Below are 19,857 nucleotides of genomic sequence, written 5' to 3'. Positions count from 1 at the left end.
GAGGGTAATCATTATTTCATCAATCCAATTTTCCGATTCTTTCTTCTACTGCAGGGAGAATGCTTCCGTCCAAAACTAACCCGAGTGCTTTTTGAATATCATCGTACAGCACTCGATCTCGATGCAGGTGTTTGATATGCTTTCGAACACATTGATATGCCGCTTCAGTTCCTCTGCCGGCTTTGAGTGGCTTTTTATCTTTCAATGTTCTTGCAAAGTCCATCCCCTGGCTGGCGCATAATAATTCGATGGCGAGAACCGTCTGTGCATTCTTCAGGACACGCCATGCTTTCTGTGCACTGATAGAGCCCATGCTGTTATGATCTTCTTGATTTGCAGAAGTTGGAATGGAATCGACACTCGCCGGATGTGCCAGCACTTTGTTTTCCGAAACGAGTGAAGCGGCGGTATACTGCGCAATCATCAATCCAGAATTCAGTCCGCCGTTGGGAGTAAGAAAACGCGGAAGACCACTCAGCGAACCATTCACGAGCCGTTCAATGCGCCGTTCAGAAATATTTGCGAGTTCCGACAACGCAATGGCAAGGAAATCCATTGCCAGCGCCACCGGCTGACCATGGAAGTTGCCTCCTTCAAGATGAATGCCCTCTTCAGGAAAGATGAGCGGATTATCATTTGCAGAATTTATTTCTATGGAAATATTATCATACACATAATCGATTGCATCGCGCGAAGCACCGTGTACTTGCGGAATACAGCGTATCGAATACGCATCCTGCACGCGCATGTCGTTGCGACGATGGGATTCGCGCAATTCGCTGCTGTGCATCAATCTCCGCATATTCTTTGCAGCCGCCAATTGACCTTTGTAAGGACGAAGCTGATGAATCCGTTCATCGAACGCAGTGTCGCTTCCTCGCAGCGCTTCGACACTGATCGAAGCGGCAATGTCTGCAATCTTCGCTAAAAGTTTTGCTTGATGAACCGCCAACGCAGCGTACGCCGTCATCATTTGTGTACCATTGATGAGCGCGAGTCCTTCTTTCGCAGTCAGCCGTACCGGCTGCAGTCCATTCTTTCGAAGTGCTGCACTCGAATCAACAAGTGTATACGTTGTCCTTTTCCCTTTTTCCTTTTGATGTATCTTTCCTTTCCCCATCATTGCCAGCACCAGATGCGCGAGCTGAACGAGATCGCCGCTTGCTCCAACGGATCCTTGTGAAGGAATAACCGGAACAATATCGCGGTTTAACATTTCCATCAACAACTCTACCGTCGAAAGCCGTATTCCTGAAAATCCTTTTGCTAATGCATTCACCCGCAATGCCATCATTGCTCGCACCACTTCTGCCGGCAACATATCACCCGTGCCGGCCGCATGGCTGAAAATGAGATTTTCTTGAAGTTGTTCAATATCTTCTGCCTTTACCTTCACGTTGGCAAATTCCCCAAAACCGGTTGTCACACCGTATACTACTTCGCCATTGTTGGTCCACTGTACTATAAGCTTTCTCGCTCGTACAATATTTCGCTTTGCAATCGAACTCAATTTCGCATGAGCGTTTTTGTTTGCAAGATCAAATACTTCAGGAATAGTAAGCTGGTTGCCGTCGAGAATGTAGGTTTTCATTGTAAACCGATCAATTGATAGAAATCTATAGTCTAATGTAGCAGTGCTTGGTATCAATTTCAACCCTTCCTTACTACTATAAGAGGAGAAAGCAATTGACTTTTCAAGCGAATCTGGTTATTATTTCCGTTAGTAGAAATTACAAAACTGATACTTTTCGATACGAAATTCTTTCCGTCTTCGATGCCTCATTCAACAAGTAAAGTGTGCTGAGGGGGAAAGTGCCTTACCCAGTAAAAGCGACCATTTATGAGTGAAGAAAAAATTCAAGTCCTCATCGCCGACGACGAAGATCCGCTTCGCATGACCGTTGCCGCATGGCTTGTTGATGAAGGATTTGATATTGAACAGGCCGCCGACGGCGTGGAAGCGATAAAGAAAGTGCAAGAGAAGGATTTTGATATTGCCATTCTTGACATCAAAATGCCCGGCGCGAATGGTTTAGAGGTTCTCCGTTACATCAAAAAAAATTCTGCTGAGACAGAAGTTGTCATGATGACGGGTATGAGTGATGTGAGTATGGCCGTTGAAGCGATGAAGCTTGGCGCCAAAGAATACCTGACCAAGCCCATCGATATGGACCAACTTGTGCCTCAACTCAAAGGAATTATCCGCGCACGCGATGCTGAAGACCGCATCCGCCGTTTGCAATCTGAACATACTGCCCGCTTGCTTTTCGATCTTCACAATCCTATCGCCGGTCTTCGCCAAAGCATCGGTTACCTGCTCAAAGGAATGGCTGGTTCGCTCGGCGATCACCAGAAAGAATTGCTTGGCTATATGACCATATCCATCGACAAAGTGATCAACCTTTTAACCGATATGATGGACCTGACAAAACTTGAAGGCGGGCGCGTACGATTGAATAAAGGTATCAGCAGTCTTGGAACGTCGGCGCAAAATATAGTCCAAGAATTCCATGTTCCAATTCAATCAAGCAACATCACGTTAGATTTCTACACAGAACCTGATTTGCCGACACTTGAATATGATTCCGAAAAAATCGAACAGGTGTTAAAAAACTTCATGAGCAATGCCGTTGCCCATACACCGTCTCAAGGCGCCATCGTTGTGCAAGTGCGTAAAGTTGCCCTTGTGCTGGAAGAAGGACAGCAGCCGACCGAGCATGTCCTGGTTTCGGTGTTTAACAGCGGCATCGGTATTCTCCCGGAAGAACTCCCGCTGATTTTTGATCGCTATCGGGATCTCGTCTCCGAGAATTCAAACAAAGAAAAATTGTCCGGGCTTGGACTCGTTATTTCGCAGCGTATTATTGAAGCACATAACGGAAAAATTTGGGTCGAATCGGAAGTCGGCAGAGGTGCGACATTCTATTTCGCACTGCCCATCCGATAAACGCTTTTTCATTCCACATACTTTATGAAAACTGAAACCATTTCCATCCTTGCAGTCGATGACGAGGAATCATTCCTTCAAGTCATTCAAGTAATGCTCACGCAGGAAGGATACAAAGTAGAAGTTGCGAAAGATGGCGTTCTTGCCATCAACGCTCTCCAGCAGCACATATTTGATCTCGTTCTACTGGATGTAAAACTTCCGCGCGTGGATGGCGTGGAGGTGTTGAAGTTTATCCGCGACCATTCCTTCGACACGCAAGTCATTATGTTGACAGGTGTGCACGATGTGAAAATTGCAGTCGAATGCATGCAGTTGGGTGCATACAGCTACATCACGAAACCCTATGCAGGAGACGAACTCCTTGCTGTTATCGAACACGCAATGGAGCGCAAGCGGCTTAGTCTCGAAAACAAAGTGTTGAAGTCAGAACTTGCACGCCATACATTCACCGGTAATATTGTCGGCGAAAGCAAACCCATGCTGGAATTGTTGAACATAGCGGCAAAAGTTGCGCCAACCGATTCTCCCGTTCTCATTCAAGGCGCAAGCGGCACAGGCAAAGAACTTGTCGCCAACTTCCTGCACAAAAATAGTTCGCGCAAGGATCAGCAGTTTGTTGCATTGAACTGTGCCTCTATTCCGGAGAACCTGCTTGAAAGCGAATTATTCGGTCATGAGAAGGGCGCGTTCACCGATGCGCACGCTATGAAGCAGGGCATTGTTGAAATCGCCAATGGCGGCACGCTCTTCCTCGATGAAATCGGCGAGATCAGCCTCATGATTCAACCGAAACTTTTACGCTTCCTGCAGACAGGCGAGTACAGGCGCGTAGGTGGCAATAAGAATTTTAAATCAGATGTACGGGTGATTTCTGCTACGAATAAAAATTTGCATGACGAAATCGGTGATGGACAATTCCGTGAAGATCTGCTCTATCGCATCAACGTCATTACACTCTCGGTGCCGTCGCTGCGGGAACGGCCTGAAGACATTCCCCTGCTCGTGGATTATTTTTTAAAGAATCGCGTGCGTCCGCGTGAACTGAAAATGATCGAGCCCAAGGCGCTCGAACTGCTCATGAAATATGATTGGCCCGGTAATGTGCGCGAATTAGAAAATGTCATCGAGCGCGCCAGCATTTTATGCAAAGAAAATATTATTTGCGTCGAAGACATCGCTCTCCCCATCGGCAGGCGCACAAGTCTCATCAAAGAAACTGCCACCACGGCGGGCAGTCCGCAAATCGGAAGCGCAATTTCAATCCACGAAATCGAAAAATTTCATATAGCAGGCGTACTGAAAACTGTCGGCTGGAACAAAAACACGGCAGCGCAAATTCTCTGCATCAGTCTCAAAACGCTTTACACAAAAATTCAACAATACAATTTAACGAAACCATAGCAGAGCGTTCGATCTGCTCTTTCGGTTTGCACAGTGGTTTCCAGAATTCTGGTAACACGACTATGCATATTTACTTCCTCCGACACGGCGACGCTTCTCCCAGTTCCCGCTATAGCGATGACGAACGCCCGCTCACCGATCTTGGAGTACGCCAAGCAACACTCATCGGTACACTTCTTCAACGGATGGATATTGTCATCCATGCAGCGCTCTCAAGTCCGCTCAAGCGCGCACAAGAAACTGCCTCTCTCGTCCTTTCAAACAGCAATAAGCTGCAAGTTGTTCTCAGCGAATTCTTGTTGAACGGATCTGATCCACAACAGCTCTTCGATCAGCTTGATGAACTCAGTGTATCATCAGTTCTTTTAGTCGGACACGAACCATATTTATCTGATATAATCTCATTGCTCCTCGGTGGAAATAGAAACGTGGAGATAGAAATGCGAAAATGCAGCCTCGCATTGGTGGATATATCAAACCCGATTCATCAAGGCACCGGAGTATTAAAGTTTCTTATACCTGTTGGAACAATAGCGTAATCGTTCAGACATATATCAAGGAAAGCACATGGAACTCAAAACAATTAAAATTGAAAAACCGGAAGCGATTAATTTTATCCTTGGACAATCGCACTTCATCAAAACGGTGGAAGACATCCACGAAGCTATCGTGCAGACAAATCCGCAGATGAAGTTCGGCCTCGGTTTTTGCGAATCATCCGGAATGGCACTTGTCCGCTGGACGGGCAATGACGATGTACTTATTGAGTTGGCTAAGAAGAATGCTCTGTCACTTTCCTGCGGACATTGCTTCATTTTATTTGTAGAGAATGGTTTTCCTATAAACGTTCTCAATGCCTTAAAAGCCCTTCCGGAAGTCTGCACTATTTACTGTGCGACCGCAAATCCGGTAGAAGTCATTATTGCAGAAACCGAGCAAGGCCGCGGTATTCTCGGTGTTATCGATGGCGATAAATCAAAAGGCGTAGAAACCGAGAATGACATCAAATGGCGAAAAGATTTTTTGCGAAAGATAGGATATAAATTATAATTACTCAGGAGAGGAATCGTGATAACGCGTGACACTCTCATTCGGCGAAATGGCTGGATCCGGCACAATGGACAATTCCTGCCATGTGATCAACATGGACATAAAAAGATATGCCATGAACTTAATCTCACCGAAGAGGAAGCTGAACGAAACGGATGGATCAAAATTGCGTGGGATGGAAATGGTCTTGAAGTGCGCGTCAATCCGGCATCAGAACCTACACAAGATCAATTCGACACACTTTGGGATTGGTGTCTGATCCATCAAGAAAAGTTCGGGCTGAATGCCAAAGAAACATTTGAGCGTTTCAAGAAATCATTGCTGTAAGCGGAGCGATGGTGATCGCTGTAATGGTAACATTAAAGACTCAATCTCCAAATATTATATGTCAAACAATAACAAAATCTCAAATGTGCAATGACCAAAACTGACTGCTCATTGTGTTGTGTTTTGTATTATTGTTTTTGTTTGTTTTATGAGATTTGTGGTTTGGAATTTTTAATGGTTACAATACGATATATCCAATAGTTATTCATTGTTTAATATACCACTTTCGTAACTATCGAAAGGCGGCACTATGAAATTAAAACCTCGCACTATTCGAGCACCACGGGGGACACGACTCACCTGCAAGGGCTGGATTCAGGAAGCCGCTTTACGGATGCTCATGAACAATCTCGATCCGGAAGTTGCCGAAAAGCCGCAAGAGTTGATCGTCTATGGCGGCACAGGAAAAGCCGCCCGCAACTGGCAATGTTTCGATGCTCTTGTTGAATGTCTGAAGAATTTAGAGAATGACGAAACATTGCTTGTCCAATCCGGCAAGCCAGTCGGCATCTTCAAGACGCATGAGAATGCACCGCGCGTCCTGATCAGTAATTCATTGCTTGTTCCAAAGTGGGCAACATGGGAAGAATTCCGGCGGCTGGAAGGACTTGGTCTGACGATGTACGGACAAATGACCGCGGGAAGCTGGATTTACATCGGCACGCAAGGAATTTTGCAGGGGACGTACGAAACATTTGCTGCCGCGGCAGTCAAACATTTCGGAAAAAATCTTGCCGGTAAATTCTTGCTCACCGCAGGACTTGGCGGTATGGGTGGAGCACAGCCGCTCGCTGCAACAATGAATGGAGCCGCTTGTCTTGTTGTTGAAGTCGATCTGCATCGTATCAAGCGCCGCCTTGAAACAGGGTATCTCGATACCATGACAAATAATCTCGATGATGCTCTTGCACAAGTTCGTGCGGCAAAAGAGAAGAAAATTCCTTTATCCGTAGGTTTGCTTGGGAATGCGGCGGAGATTATTCCAAAAATTGCAGCAGGAAAATTCTTGCCCGACATCGTCACCGATCAAACATCTGCGCATGATACATTGAACGGTTATGTGCCGGCAGGCATGCTTTATACAGAAGCGCTCAGACTTCGCAAAAAAGATCCACAAAAATACGTTGCCCTCGCTCAAGCCTCTATTATAGAGCACGTAAAAGGTTTGCTGAAATTGAAACAAAAAGGCGCTATTGTCTTCGATTATGGAAATAATATCCGCGGCGAAGCATTGGCAAATGGCGTAAAGAAGGCGTTTGATATCCCCGGTTTTGTTCCCGAATATATTCGTCCCCTCTTCTGCGATGGCAAGGGTCCATTCCGATGGGCAGCTCTTTCCGGCGATCCAGAGGACATCTATCGTACTGACCAAGCAGTGATGGAAACATTTCCGGAGAATAAACAGCTCTGCACCTGGATTAACAAAGCTCAAAAGGAGGTCGAGTTTCAAGGATTGCCGGCGCGCATTTGCTGGCTTGGGTACGGTGAGCGAGCGAAAATGGGAAAAATTTTCAACGATCTTGTTGCCAGTGGTGAAGTCAAAGCGCCTATCGTCATTGGCCGCGACCATCTCGACTGCGGCAGTGTTGCATCGCCAAATCGCGAAACGGAAAATATGCTCGATGGCAGCGACGCTATCGCGGATTGGCCAATCCTTAATGCACTACTGAATACAACAGGCGGTGCAAGCTGGGTAAGTGTTCATCACGGCGGCGGAGTCGGCATCGGTCTATCTCTCCATGCTGGGATGGTTGTTGTCGCCGATGGAACCAAAGAAGCAGAAGCAAGACTGCAAAGAGTATTGACATACGATCCCGGTATGGGCATTATTCGCCATGCTGATGCCCGGTATAAACGCGCTATCGACAACGCAAAGAAATGGTCAATAACAATTCCTCTTTTAAAATAATTCCAGAATGACAACGACATGCCTTCCTTCCTTTTGGACGAAGGCGTCCACGCCGAGCATCTGAACCTTAACGAGGAATAATTTTGAAATATATATCAATTCCAAGTTCGACCGACATATATTTTGTAACATCGCGAGTTACCAGATATCGCTCAGTGTTTTTATCAGAAGAATTATCTATGATCCCTCTTCAGTCGCTATCTTGGATACGAGAAAAAAAGACATGGCAAATTTTTGCTTTTTGTCTTATGCCTAATCATCTCCATCTCCTGATAAAAATCTTGAATAAAACGCCAATTGAAAAAGTCATGGGACAATTTCATTCCTTTTCCGGTCATAAAATTATTGATACGCTGAAAAAGAATCATGCCACCGCCTTGTTAAATTCTTTTATGGTCGAAGGAATGCGAAAAGGTGATCGAAAATATTTATTTTGGGAAGATTCACTTGCACGGTGTGTCGAAACAGAGCATGTTTTAGTGGAAACCCTTGAATACATTCATAATAATCCGGTCAATAAAAAATGGCACCTTGTGGATGATCGAAGTGATTACCAATTCTCATCAGCCTGTTACTATGACAATGAAAAAATTCCTATTATTCCTATTGATGATTACTGGGAATCATTCGGCGAGACGCCTTCATCCTAGTGAGAGAACTGTGTAAAAATATTCGTGAACTTCGTGGAGGAAATTATGCACGCATTCGGTCATATTGAAATTCCGACAACCAACATCGAGAAAGCGAAGAAATTCTTCGGCTCTGTCTTTGGATGGACATTTACGTATGTACCAGATATCGACTACACATTGCTTCATACGGGAAAACATCCCAACGGCGGATTCGAAATCGTCAAACGTCTTCCGAAAAAAGGACAGATCAATATTTATATCGAAACTGAAGACATCGATGCAACATTGAAAGCCATCCGTAAAGCTCGCGGCACAGTACTAAAGAAAAAAGCACCGGTAGGATCGATGGGTTGGCGGGCACAGTTTGAAACGCCTGAAGGCGTTGTGCTCTCGCTTTGGCAGCAAGCACTCAAGCCATAACATGACTTCGCCAATATCAAATACGTTTCAGATGGGATGGATCAATCGAGGCATGCTATATCGATTGAACTGGAAGCATTGATTCTTCACAATTATCTTTGTTATTTGCTTTCCACTATACATCGGGAAATCGTTCTATTTTTTTATGAATCTTCTTATTAAAAATATCAAGCAACTAGTTACTGTGAGCGCTCATGGCAGGCCGTTTAAATCCGGCAAAGAAATGAATGATCTCGGTGTCATTGAAAATGCAACGGTATTGATTGAAAACGGACGCTTCAAGTGGATCGGCCGAAGCGCAGAATTCACGCAAACAGTGGATGAAACTATTGATGTTATTGATGCTTCCGATTTGGTTGGACTTCCCGGATTCGTAGATTCACATACGCATTTATTGTTTGCCGGAACACGGGAAGACGAGTTTGCCATGCGCATTGAAGGGAAAACGTATCAGGAAATCGCACAAGCTGGAGGTGGAATTCTCAGTACTGTCCAGGCAACCAGAACGGCAACGAAAAAGGAATTGAAGAAACGCGCTCGTCAGCATTTGGATACCATACTAACAGAGGGAACGACAACCATAGAAATCAAATCCGGATACGGGCTGAACGAAAAAGATGAAATGAAAATACTGGAAGCAATCAACGACCTGACCGAGGAATGTTTGATGGACATCGTGCCGACATTTCTCGGAGCTCATGCCGTACCACCGGAGTTCAAGAACAATTCCGACGGTTATGTTGACCTCATCTGTGCACGGATGCTTCCCTACATCGCGCAACGCAAACTTACAAAATTCTGTGATGCTTTTTGCGACCAAGACTATTTTTCTGTTAAACAATGCCGGAGAATTTTTGAAACAGCAAAGCAGCTTGGTATGAAAATCAAAATTCATGCGGATCAACTGACGCAAATCGGTGCATCGAAACTCGCGGCAGAAATGGGTGCACTCTCTGCCGATCATCTTGAGCATATCGACGATGAAGGAATTGCTGCATTAAAAGAATCTGGAACCATCGCAACAGTTCTTCCCGGCGTTTCGTTCTTCCTGCACTGCAATTATCCGCCCGCACGGAAGATTATCGATGCCAGTATTCCGCTGGCGATCGCATCAAATTTCAATCCTGGTTCCTGTATGTCTTACTCTATGCCAATGATGATGACGATCGCCTGCACGCACATGTCGATGACGCCGGAAGAAGCCATTACTGCTTCGACGCTCAATGGAGCGGCTGCGCTTGGTCTATCAGAAAAACTTGGCAGTATCGAAGTCGGTAAACAAGCTGACATTGTGCTGTATGATATTCCAGGCTACAGGTATCTCGCCTACCATTTCGGCACGAACCACGTTGCCAAAGTTATCAAGCACGGAACGTATTTGGATTTTTAGCTCAGAGAGAACTCTATATGAAAAAACTCGTAGAATGCGTTCCGAATTTTAGCGAAGGACGGAATCAAGAAACAATCGATGCTATCTGCACAAGTGTTCGAAGTGTGCCCGGAATCCGTTTGCTCAATGTTGAGCCGGATAAAGATTACAACCGAACAGTAGTAACATTTATCGGTGCACCAGATGCTGTACTGGAAGCAGCGTTCCAGGCAACGAAAACTGCGGCTGAACATATCGATATGGCACAGCACAAAGGCGAACATCCACGCATCGGCGCTGCTGATGTCGTACCGTTCGTTCCGATCAGCGATATGACAATGAATGATTGTGTGCAGCTTGCGAACATGTACGGCAAACGTGTTGCATCCGAGTTGAACATTCCAATTTACTTATATGAATTTGCATCGCGTTCACCTTATAGAAAAAATCTTTCCGATATCCGCAAGGGCGAATACGAGGGTCTGCCGGAAAAATTGATAGACCCTGCATGGAAACCGGATTACGGTGAACCGGTCTTCAATTCAAAATCCGGTGTTACCGTCACCGGTGCGCGAAGTATTCTCATAGCATACAATATCAATCTCAATACAAAAGACGTTACGTTAGCACACGAAATAGCGTTGCGTATCCGTGAGAGTGGACGCGTGATGAAAGACAAGTACGATAATCAAGTAAAAAACGAAAAAGGAGAAACGATAAAAGTTCCTGGCACGCTGAAAGCTGTAAAAGCCCTAGGCGTCTTCCTGGAGCGATTCAGAATTGCACAAGTTTCCATTAATCTTGTGGATTTTGAAATTACTTCCATGCACGAAGCTTATGAAGAAGTGAAAAAACAGGCCCAAGCGCTCGGCATTAATGTCACGGGAAGCGAACTTGTTGGATTAACACCGCTCGCCGCAATGCTGAAAGCGGGTAAGTTTTATTCAGATAAAAAAACACTTTCCGAGCAAGAGTATATTACACTCGCTGTCGAGAAATTAGGATTAAACCAGTTTGAACCGTTCGATACGAAGAAAAAAATCATTGAATACCAGATTTAATATTTGTACGTCTTAGTGAATTTAATAGAAGTGTGACGTTAGCTCATAGGACTCGATATGCTTACATCTCTTTCTGTTACTAACTTTCTTGATGAACTTGCATCCAGCTCTCCTGCGCCCGGTGGTGGAAGCGTCTCTGCGCTCGCTGCATCACTTGGAACCGCACTCACGTCAATGGTATGCCGGCTCACCATCGGCAAAAAGAAATATGCTGATGTGCAGGGAGAAATGGAAGAAGTACTGAAGCAATCGGAAGAGCTTCGCGCTCAATTCAACGCAATGATCGACGAAGACACAGCAGCATTCAACAAGGTCATGGCGGCGTATGGATTACCAAAGGAAACAGAAGAACAGAAGGTGAAACGTACAGCAGAAATTCAAAAAGCAATGAAAACAGCGACGCTCGTTCCGTTACGACTCATGGAACTTTGCCTCAATGCGTTAGAACTTGTTAAGATCATAGTAGAGAAAGGAAATCAAAATTCTCTTTCTGACGCCGGAGTTGCTGCGCTAATACTGCATGCAGGAGGCGAGGGCGCTGCTTTGAATGTTAAGATTAATCTTGGTTCATTAAGTGATAGTAGCTTTGTCGCCCAGACAAAAACGAAGGTAGAACACTATCGCATTTCTCTAGAAACTTTTACTTCCGATATTCTTGCGAGCGTGAACAAACATTTGGTGTAACCTTTAGAAATCTGCGACAACATTTTATACAGGTAACTTGTGCTCTAGATAGATTTAATACACACAAGATACACCATGAAGGAAAGTTTTAAAATCCCAGATCATAAATCATAAAGAACAAACAAATTCTAATATTAAACTCCAAAACACAAAAATTTATTTTTCTTGGATCATTGAGTATTTGGATTTGATATTTGTTTGTTATTTGGCATTTGAAAATTGATTTTTTTAGATGTACTTACGTTGGCAGATTAATTTGATAGTTTCAACGCTTCTTTAAGGCAATCACCAAGAATATGAATTCCTTTTTCGATTTTGTCTTCAGGAGTGTGCGAGTATGCCAGCCTGAAATGACTATTATCCTTCCCTTCCGGGTCGAATGTCTTTCCAATGACAAAGACAGCTCCTTTTTCAATGCTTGCTTTGAGCACTGACATAATATCGATGTTCGGCGGTAATTTTATCCAAATGTAAAACCCGCCTTTTGGCTCCACCCATGAAATTTCATCGGGAAAATATTTGCGGATGGCATCAGCCATTGTATCTTTACGCCGCTTATAAATTACGCGCATTTTTTTAATGTAGAGATCCATCTTGCCGCTTTGTAGAAATTCATTCGCTAGTACCTGCGTAAAGTTAGGCGAACAGGCATCCATTGACTGCTTGCATAATTCGGCTTTCTGATAAATATCCTGCGGTACCAGCATCCAACCTAATCTAAAACCGGGTCCAAGTATTTTTGAAAAAGAACTTGTATAGCATATATCAAGTTCGTCTTCATACAACGCCTTCATTGGAACTACTCTTTTCCGAGCTTCTTCATCGAAATACAATTCGCCGTATGCATCATCTTCGATGAGCATGAGTTCATGCTCTTGAAGCAAAGGTACCAATTCCTTCTTTCGCTGTTCTGTATACAGTATGCCGGCAGGATTATGAAAGTTTGGCGTTAGATAAATAAATTTTGGGGGCTTCGATTTCGTTTCATGTAAAAAACTTTTCAAGGATGAGATATCGATCCCGTCGTCATCTAAATCTATTCCATGAAGATCTGCTTGATACGATTTGAACGCAGAAATCCCTCCGATAAAGCAAGGATTTTCAGTTACCACTACATCTTCCGGATCGATAAATACTTTTGCAAGAATATTAATCGCTTGCAAGGAACCGGTTGTAATCATCAACTTATTTGTTTCAACCGGCATTCCTTTCCTTTTCAAATACTCTTTAAGGGATTCGAGCAATGGAGGATAACCCGGTGTAGGACCGTATTGAAAAGCGGTCTGCTTGATATCGAGAGGCAGCGTATTATAAATCTCGTCGATTTCTTCGACAGGAAAAAGCTCGTTGCCCGGCATACCGCCGGCAAACGAAATAATATCCGGCCGGGTTGCAAGACTCATGAGATCTCTAATTTCGGAAGTGCGAAGAGAGGAAACTGAATTTGAAAAACGAATCATAAATTTATCCAATAATCTCTAATTGAAATTCCAATTATCAATACCCAAATTACAAACAAATGACAAACTCAAAATTCCAAATCAAGTTGATTTCTCGATGATCTTGCTAAGAATTTTTAATAATTCTGTCGATTCTTGAATCAATTGTTCTCTTGTTGATTTCAGAGAATCGTCGCACTCTAATCATTGTAGCCTATAACGACTTTCTTTTTCTTCCTTACGAGCAATTCGAGTATACATCACAAAATCTTTCTTTCCTAATGATTCATTTGCTTCAATATAATTTGCTCCCACCGATCCTGTTGATCGAATTAATTGTTTTGCGATTTCAATATTCGATAAATTCTTAGGCGCCTTACCGACCAGAGAAATGACATCTTTTGTATACTGAAGTGTTCGCTCCTCAAGATTGTATGGTTTCCTTGTTTGGATTTTATCCATTTGAAAATTGGTTGTGATTTCGGATTTATTATTTGATATATTTTTATTGGAGCTTGTTTGAGATTTGTATTATTATTTGGAATTTAGTATCTATACTTCATAAATATCGTTTGCTTTGAGCAATTCCAATTTATGCTTCTGTAAAACCATGATGGTCTGTTGAATTGCATCGGTGCGAATGATCACGGTTGCACGATCACCCATAGCGAATGCATACATATATTCTACGCTGATTCCTTCGGAAGATAGAATTTCCAATGTCCTATGTAAACCACCAGGGTTGTGCGGAACCACGACGGCGACAACTTCTGTGATATGTACAGAAATTCCCTTTGCTTTCAATGCTGCTTCCGCCGCTTCCGGCTTGCTTACGATCATCCTCAGGATGCCGAATTCAGAGGTATCGGCAATACTGAAAGCTGAAATATTAATTTGTGCTGAAGCTAACGTTTCGGTTACTTCAGTCAAACGACCTGACTTATTTTCGAGAAATACTGAAAGTTGTTTTATGATCATGGCATCCTACTTTATATTTCGTTTATCTATGACTCGTTTGGCTTTGCCTTCGCTGCGTTCAATGGTTTTTGGTTCAACGAGCTTTACAAGGGCACTGATACCTAACGTTGATTCAATGTTGTGCTGAATTTTCTTCTTAAGATCTTCCAGTTTTTTTATTTCATCAGAGAAGAATTGCCCCTCAACTTCAACCCATACTTCCAGAACATCAAGATTGTTGACCCTGTCAACAATCAGCAAGTAATGTGGTTTGGTTTCGCTCATTTCGAGCAGCACCGTTTCTATTTGAGACGGAAAAACATTTACTCCTCTGATGATCAGCATATCGTCGGAACGGCCGAGACATTTTTTCATCCGTATGATAGTGCGGCCACAGTCGCATTTTTCAGGATTCAGCACTGTAAGATCTCGTGTGCGATATCGGAGCAACGGCAACGCTTCTTTCGTAATACAGGTGAATACCAATTCTCCCATCTGACCAAAGGGAAGCACTTCGAGCGTTTGCGGATCGACAATCTCCGGAATAAAATGATCTTCAAAAATATGTAATCCTTTTTGGCATATGCATTCAGAAGCAACACCCGGTCCGATCACTTCGCTCAATCCATAAATATCAATCGCTTTTATTTTCAATTTGTCTTCAATTTCACGGCGCATTTCTTCTGTCCACGGTTCGGCTCCAAACACTCCAGCTTTAAGTTTTAGCGAATCCGGTGATAGACCTGCTTCAGCCATCGCCTCGGCTAAATGGAGAGCATAGGATGGTGTACAAGCGAGGATGGTAGAACCAAGATCTTGCATTAATTGCAGTTGGCGCTGCGTGTTGCCGCCGGAAACAGGAATAACGGTTGCACCAATCTTCTCCGCACCGTAATGAATACCTAATCCACCGGTGAACAAACCATAGCCATACGCGATATGCAGTACATCGTTCTTGCCGCCTCCGGCTGAAGTGAGCGTGCGGGCTACGACCTCAGACCAAATTTCAAGATCTTTGCGCGTATATCCCACAACTGTCGGCTTCCCTGTTGTGCCGCTCGATGCATGGACGCGCACGATTTCCGATGTCGGCACAGCAAATAAACCAAAGGGATAATTATCTCGCAAATCCTGCTTTGTAGTAAAAGGCAGGTTTTTTAATTGATCTACGTTTTTTATATCCCCTGGTTCGATTCCGCTTTTCTGAAACTTTTGGCGATAGAATGGCACATTATAGTAGAGTCTTTCTATCATTGTGGACAATCGTTCACCCTGCAGCTTGACGAGTCGTTCCCGATCCATGCATTCAATATATTCGTTCCAAATCATGTCTGATTCTTTTCTTTCGTATTATTTTCTTGAGATGATTTAATTAAAGACTTTTTTTCATAAGAATAAACATCTTTATAACAATGATGGTTCGGAATTCTTCCATACTGATTCTCACAAGATTTTTTTGCACTTTGTGGGTGCGGTGCAACAACTAAAGAGAAAAAATTTAGAAAGAGTACGGCTGAGAGTCGTTATTCACGGCGCGGTGCAGGGCGTAGGATTTCGACCATTCGTCTATCGACTAGCGACAGAGATGAAACTGCCTGGCTGGGTATCGAACTCTGGCCAAGGTGTCTTTATTGAAGTCGAGAGTGCAAAAGATACACTCAATCAGTTTCTGTTTCGTCTGCAGAAAGAAATACCCCCGCGGGCATGTATCCAAAGTTTAGAGTTTTTGTTTCTTGACGCAACCGGCTTCACATTGTTCGAGATTCGTAAAAGCGATTCTGCTGGAATAAAGACTGTGCTGGTTCTTCCCGATATTTCAACCTGTCCTGATTGTTTGAAAGACATCTTCGACACATCAAATCGCCGCTACCTTTATCCTTTTACTAATTGCACAAACTGCGGATCGCGCTTCTCTATTATAGAAGCATTACCGTACGATCGACCGAATTCATCAATGAAGAAATTTGAGATGTGTCCGGATTGTAAAGCAGAGTACGAAAACCCGTTCGACCGTAGATTTCATGCTCAGCCAAACGCATGCCCCCTCTGCGGACCAAAATTAGAATTGTGGAATGATAAAGGAAATGTCATTGCTGAAAGACACAACGCACTTCTTCAAGCAGTGGAAATTCTTCGAACCGGTAAAATTGTCGCCGTTAAAGGGATTGGCGGGTTTCATTTGATGGTTGATGCACGCAACGACGAAGCAGTGCGTCGTCTTCGCACAAGGAAGCATCGGGAAGAGAAACCGCTAGCTCTCATGTTCCCTTTATTAGAAGCAATAAAATTGGAGTGCGAAGTTAACGAATTTGAGGAACGGCTTCTGCTTTCGCCAGAATCACCTATAGTTCTCTTAAAACGTTTAACGGTCCGCAATCCGCAATCCTTCATTGCCAGTTCTGTCGCTCCTTCCAATCCCTATCTCGGCGTGATGCTGCCGTACACGCCGTTGCATCACATCTTATTGAAAGAACTTGGTTTTCCTGTTGTCGCAACAAGCGGCAATTTATCGGACGAACCGATTTGTACTGATGAGAACGAAGCTCTTCATCGACTCAATGGAATTACAGACATGTTTCTTGTTCACAACCGACCGATTGTGCGGCATGTGGATGATTCCATTGTACGTGTTATAATGGGACGCGAGTTGGTACTTCGCCGCGCACGCGGTTATGCACCCTTACCCATTTCTGTAGGGACACGCCATGGCGTGTCCCTACTGGCAGTCGGTGCACATCTCAAGAATACAATTGCGCTGACATCGGACGACAATGTGTTTATCAGTCAGCATATTGGCGATTTGGAAACGATGGAATCGTTAGATGCTTTTCATCGGGTCATCACAGATTTCCAAATGCTCTACGAAACAAAACCTGCACAGGTTGTTTGCGACCTTCATCCCGATTATCTTTCATCGAAGTTTGCTCGAAGCACTGGCATTCCATTCATAGAAATCCAGCATCATTACGCACATATCGCTTCTTGTATGGCGGAGAATCAACTGGAAGGCAAATTGCTCGGCGTATCGTGGGATGGAACAGGGTATGGCCTCGACGGAACTATCTGGGGTGGCGAATTTTTATTAACAACGGAAACATCATTCGAGCATATTGCCACCTTCCGTTCCTTCCGATTGCCAGGTGGAGAAAAAGCTATTAAAGAACCACGGCGCATTGCTCTCGGTATTTTGTACGAGATATTTGGCGATAATATTTTTCACGATAACGATTTGATTTCCGTGCAAGCATTCACACCAGCGGAACTTGATGTGCTTAAACAAATGTTTGTAAAGAACATCAATATGCCTGTTACCACGAGCGCAGGCAGACTTTTTGATGCTGTCGCATCGCTTATTGGACTAAGACAGATCGTGAATTACGAAGGCCAAGCGGCAATGGAATTAGAATTTTTGATACAAAGCGTGGAAAGCGAAGAATGTTATCCCTTTGGAATTGATGAAGCGCTAAAATTAAGGATAGTTGACTGGCGATCAGTTTTTGAGGGAATTCTTACTGATATAAAAAATCACATCAGCCCATCAACCATTGCTGCAAAATTTCATAACACACTTGTTGAAATAATCGTGGCAGTGGCAATGAAGATCAAGCACAACCGCGTGGTGCTTTCCGGTGGATGCTTTCAGAACAAATATCTGACGGAGCACACTGTGAAACGGTTACGTGAAGAAGGATTTCGTCCGTACTGGCATCAGCGGGTACCGCCAAACGACGGGGGAATTGCTTTGGGGCAAGCATATGCCGCTCTCCGTTTGCAAAACGCAAATAGAGCTTGATTATGGATTCAGGAATTTGAACATTGACTCAGAAAAGGAAAATACAATGTGTCTAGCAATTCCCGGTAAAGTCTTAGAAATCGATAATGCCGTTTCGCCAATCATGGGCAAAGTAAGTTTCGGCGGTATTAAAAAAGAAATCTGTCTCGAACTTGTTCCGGAAGTGAAAATCGGCAATTACGTTATTGTTCACGTCGGCTTCGCCATCAGCATGATGGATGAAGCGGAAGCGCAGGAAACGCTTAAGCTGATAGAGCAAATGGGAGAGTTGGGAGAAAAATCAGAAGCCAGAAGCAAGAAGTCTGACGCACGAAGTAAGACATAATAAGTAAAAAGCGGATAGAAAAAATGATTCAATCCTATCGCGATTTGAAAGTATACCATGCCGCCTATGATCTTATAATGCAATTATTTTGGTTAACGAAACGTTTTCCAAAAGAAGAATTGTATTCTCTCACAGATCAAATGCGAAGATCATCGCGCTCGGTTGCTTCAAACATTGTTGAAGGATGGGCAAAACGATATTATGAGAATGTTTTTGAACGTCATTTAGTTGATGCAATTGGATCAAACGAAGAAACAAAAGTGTGGATATTATTTGCTTTCGATTGCAAGTATATTACTGAAGAGGACAACAAGACACTGCTTCAGAAATGCGATGATGTTGGCAAAATGCTCCATGGTCTCATCGAAAACTGGAAAACATATGAATAAATATATTTCGTCATCTTGCTTCTTGCATCCTGTTTCTATTCTCTTGCTTACGGATGACCATGCGCTACGTTGATGAATATCGGAATGCTGCTTCAGCGGAAAAGCTGATGAAGGAAATCCACAGAGTTGTTACTCACGCTTGGACAATCATGGAAATCTGCGGCGGACAGACACATACGATTGTTAAATCCGGGATTGATGATCTGCTTCCTTCCAGCCTTACGCTCGTGCACGGACCCGGATGTCCGGTGTGCGTCACTCCACTTGAACTCATCGACAAAGCAGTCGCCATTGCATCACGATCGGACGTCATCTTCACCTCATTCGGTGATATGCTTCGAGTGCCGGGCTCAGAAAAAGATTTGCTCACAGTGAAAGCTCAAAGCGGCGATGTCCGTATTGTCTATTCTCCACTTGACGCGTTGAAACTTGCCCAGCAAAATCCTGGTAAAAAAATTGTATTCTTTGCCGTAGGATTCGAGACGACCGCTCCTGCAAACGCAATGTCCGTTTGGCAGGCAAAAAAACTTGGTCTGAAGAATTTTTTCATTCTTTGTTCGCATGTGCTTGTGCCGCCTGCGATGGAAGCAATTCTATCGTCACCACTCAATCGTGTTCAGGGATTTCTCGCGGCTGGACACGTCTGCACTGTGATGGGATATGAAGAATATATTCCACTCGCATCCAAGTATCGCGTTCCGATTGTCATAACAGGCTTTGAACCGGTCGACATTCTTCAAGGAATTTTGATGACGGTGAAACAGCTTGAAGAAGGACGTGCAGAAGTTGAGAACCAATACGCACGGGCGGTTCGACAGGAAGGCAATCGTTCAGCGCAAGCATTAATGAGTAAAGTATTTGAGGTCGGAGATAGAGCTTGGCGCGGTATCGGAATAATTCCAAAGAGCGGTTATCGATTACGTGATGAGTTTGCAGCGTTTGACGCCGAGAACGTGTTTGATGTTTCAACCATCCATACGCAAGAATCGTCGTTGTGCATTGCAGGTCAAGTAATGCAAGGATTAAAAAAACCATACGATTGTCCGGCATTTGGAATTCAGTGTACACCAGAACATCCGCTTGGCGCTCCCATGGTTTCCTCCGAGGGCGCATGCGCAGCGTATTTTCATTATGGAAAAATGAATCGTTGA

At 43.9% G+C, this 19,857-nt stretch carries 20 protein-coding genes; 15 read left to right on the top strand and 5 right to left on the bottom strand.

Annotated elements, in window-relative coordinates; genetic code table 11:
• Nucleotides 1-19: 19 nt before the first annotated feature.
• Nucleotides 20-1,591, bottom strand: coding sequence for a histidine ammonia-lyase (gene hutH / locus NTX44_12950; GenBank protein ID MCX6122509.1), 1,572 nt, complete (start codon nt 1,589-1,591; stop codon nt 20-22).
• A 249-nt stretch (nt 1,592-1,840) separates the two neighbouring features.
• Between hutH and NTX44_12945 the strand changes: the two genes are divergently transcribed.
• The 11 genes from NTX44_12945 (at nt 1,841) to NTX44_12895 (ending at nt 11,803) form a co-directional block, all read left to right on the top strand.
• Entirely contained in the window at nt 1,841-2,947 is a 1,107-nt protein-coding gene (locus NTX44_12945; GenBank protein ID MCX6122508.1) for a hybrid sensor histidine kinase/response regulator, read from the top strand.
• Between the two features lie 24 nt (nt 2,948-2,971).
• Entirely contained in the window at nt 2,972-4,351 is a 1,380-nt protein-coding gene (locus NTX44_12940) for a sigma-54 dependent transcriptional regulator (GenBank protein MCX6122507.1), read from the top strand.
• A 62-nt stretch (nt 4,352-4,413) separates the two neighbouring features.
• A complete protein-coding gene (gene sixA, locus NTX44_12935) occupies nt 4,414-4,890 on the top strand; it encodes a phosphohistidine phosphatase SixA (GenBank protein ID MCX6122506.1) in 477 nt (158 codons plus the stop codon).
• 28 nt (nt 4,891-4,918) lie between these two features.
• The gene (locus tag NTX44_12930; GenBank protein ID MCX6122505.1) at nt 4,919-5,401 is read left to right on the top strand and encodes an adenosine-specific kinase; all 483 of its coding nucleotides are present in this window, start codon (nt 4,919-4,921) and stop codon (nt 5,399-5,401) included.
• A gap of 18 nt (nt 5,402-5,419) precedes the next feature.
• Entirely contained in the window at nt 5,420-5,728 is a 309-nt protein-coding gene (locus tag NTX44_12925) for a hypothetical protein (protein MCX6122504.1), read from the top strand.
• Nucleotides 5,729-5,978: 250 nt separating this feature from the next.
• Entirely contained in the window at nt 5,979-7,637 is a 1,659-nt protein-coding gene (hutU, locus tag NTX44_12920; GenBank protein MCX6122503.1) for a urocanate hydratase, read from the top strand.
• Nucleotides 7,638-7,720: 83 nt separating this feature from the next.
• Nucleotides 7,721-8,287 (top strand): transposase, encoded by a 567-nt coding sequence (locus NTX44_12915; protein ID MCX6122502.1) that lies wholly within the window; start codon nt 7,721-7,723, stop codon nt 8,285-8,287.
• A 45-nt stretch (nt 8,288-8,332) separates the two neighbouring features.
• Entirely contained in the window at nt 8,333-8,689 is a 357-nt protein-coding gene (locus tag NTX44_12910; GenBank protein ID MCX6122501.1) for a VOC family protein, read from the top strand.
• A 145-nt stretch (nt 8,690-8,834) separates the two neighbouring features.
• Nucleotides 8,835-10,079, top strand: a complete 1,245-nt coding sequence (hutI, locus tag NTX44_12905) for an imidazolonepropionase (GenBank protein ID MCX6122500.1) — start codon at nt 8,835-8,837, stop codon at nt 10,077-10,079.
• Between the two features lie 17 nt (nt 10,080-10,096).
• Entirely contained in the window at nt 10,097-11,119 is a 1,023-nt protein-coding gene (ftcD, locus tag NTX44_12900; protein ID MCX6122499.1) for a glutamate formimidoyltransferase, read from the top strand.
• A gap of 57 nt (nt 11,120-11,176) precedes the next feature.
• Nucleotides 11,177-11,803, top strand: a complete 627-nt coding sequence (locus NTX44_12895; GenBank protein ID MCX6122498.1) for a cyclodeaminase/cyclohydrolase family protein — start codon at nt 11,177-11,179, stop codon at nt 11,801-11,803.
• Between the two features lie 251 nt (nt 11,804-12,054).
• Here NTX44_12895 and NTX44_12890 read toward each other — a convergent pair whose 3' ends face one another.
• The 4 genes from NTX44_12890 to NTX44_12875 form a co-directional block, all read right to left on the bottom strand.
• Complete coding sequence (locus NTX44_12890; GenBank protein MCX6122497.1) at nt 12,055-13,206, bottom strand: PLP-dependent aminotransferase family protein; 1,152 nt, start codon at nt 13,204-13,206, stop codon at nt 12,055-12,057.
• Between the two features lie 240 nt (nt 13,207-13,446).
• The gene (locus NTX44_12885) at nt 13,447-13,704 is read right to left on the bottom strand and encodes a four helix bundle protein (protein MCX6122496.1); all 258 of its coding nucleotides are present in this window, start codon (nt 13,702-13,704) and stop codon (nt 13,447-13,449) included.
• A gap of 90 nt (nt 13,705-13,794) precedes the next feature.
• Nucleotides 13,795-14,220: an amino acid-binding protein gene (locus NTX44_12880; protein MCX6122495.1), complete on the bottom strand. Its 426-nt coding sequence runs from the start codon at nt 14,218-14,220 to the stop codon at nt 13,795-13,797.
• Nucleotides 14,221-14,226: 6 nt separating this feature from the next.
• Complete coding sequence (locus NTX44_12875) at nt 14,227-15,528, bottom strand: phenylacetate--CoA ligase (GenBank protein MCX6122494.1); 1,302 nt, start codon at nt 15,526-15,528, stop codon at nt 14,227-14,229.
• Between the two features lie 145 nt (nt 15,529-15,673).
• Between NTX44_12875 and hypF the strand changes: the two genes are divergently transcribed.
• The 4 genes from hypF to hypD are packed head-to-tail and all read left to right on the top strand — an operon-like array spanning nt 15,674 to nt 19,857.
• The gene (gene hypF, locus NTX44_12870; GenBank protein ID MCX6122493.1) at nt 15,674-17,992 is read left to right on the top strand and encodes a carbamoyltransferase HypF; all 2,319 of its coding nucleotides are present in this window, start codon (nt 15,674-15,676) and stop codon (nt 17,990-17,992) included.
• A gap of 46 nt (nt 17,993-18,038) precedes the next feature.
• Entirely contained in the window at nt 18,039-18,317 is a 279-nt protein-coding gene (locus NTX44_12865; GenBank protein ID MCX6122492.1) for a HypC/HybG/HupF family hydrogenase formation chaperone, read from the top strand.
• 23 nt (nt 18,318-18,340) lie between these two features.
• A complete protein-coding gene (locus NTX44_12860; protein MCX6122491.1) occupies nt 18,341-18,706 on the top strand; it encodes a four helix bundle protein in 366 nt (121 codons plus the stop codon).
• Nucleotides 18,707-18,765: 59 nt separating this feature from the next.
• Nucleotides 18,766-19,857 carry a hydrogenase formation protein HypD gene (hypD, locus tag NTX44_12855; GenBank protein ID MCX6122490.1) on the top strand — a complete coding sequence of 364 codons (1,092 nt, stop codon included), beginning with the start codon at nt 18,766-18,768 and terminating at the stop codon, nt 19,855-19,857.

Source organism: Ignavibacteriales bacterium (assembly GCA_026390575.1).
Lineage (GTDB): Bacteria > Bacteroidota > Ignavibacteria > UBA10030 > UBA10030 > Fen-1298.
Note: the sequence above shows the minus strand (reverse complement) of the source record. Positions and strands in the feature narration are given on the sequence as shown.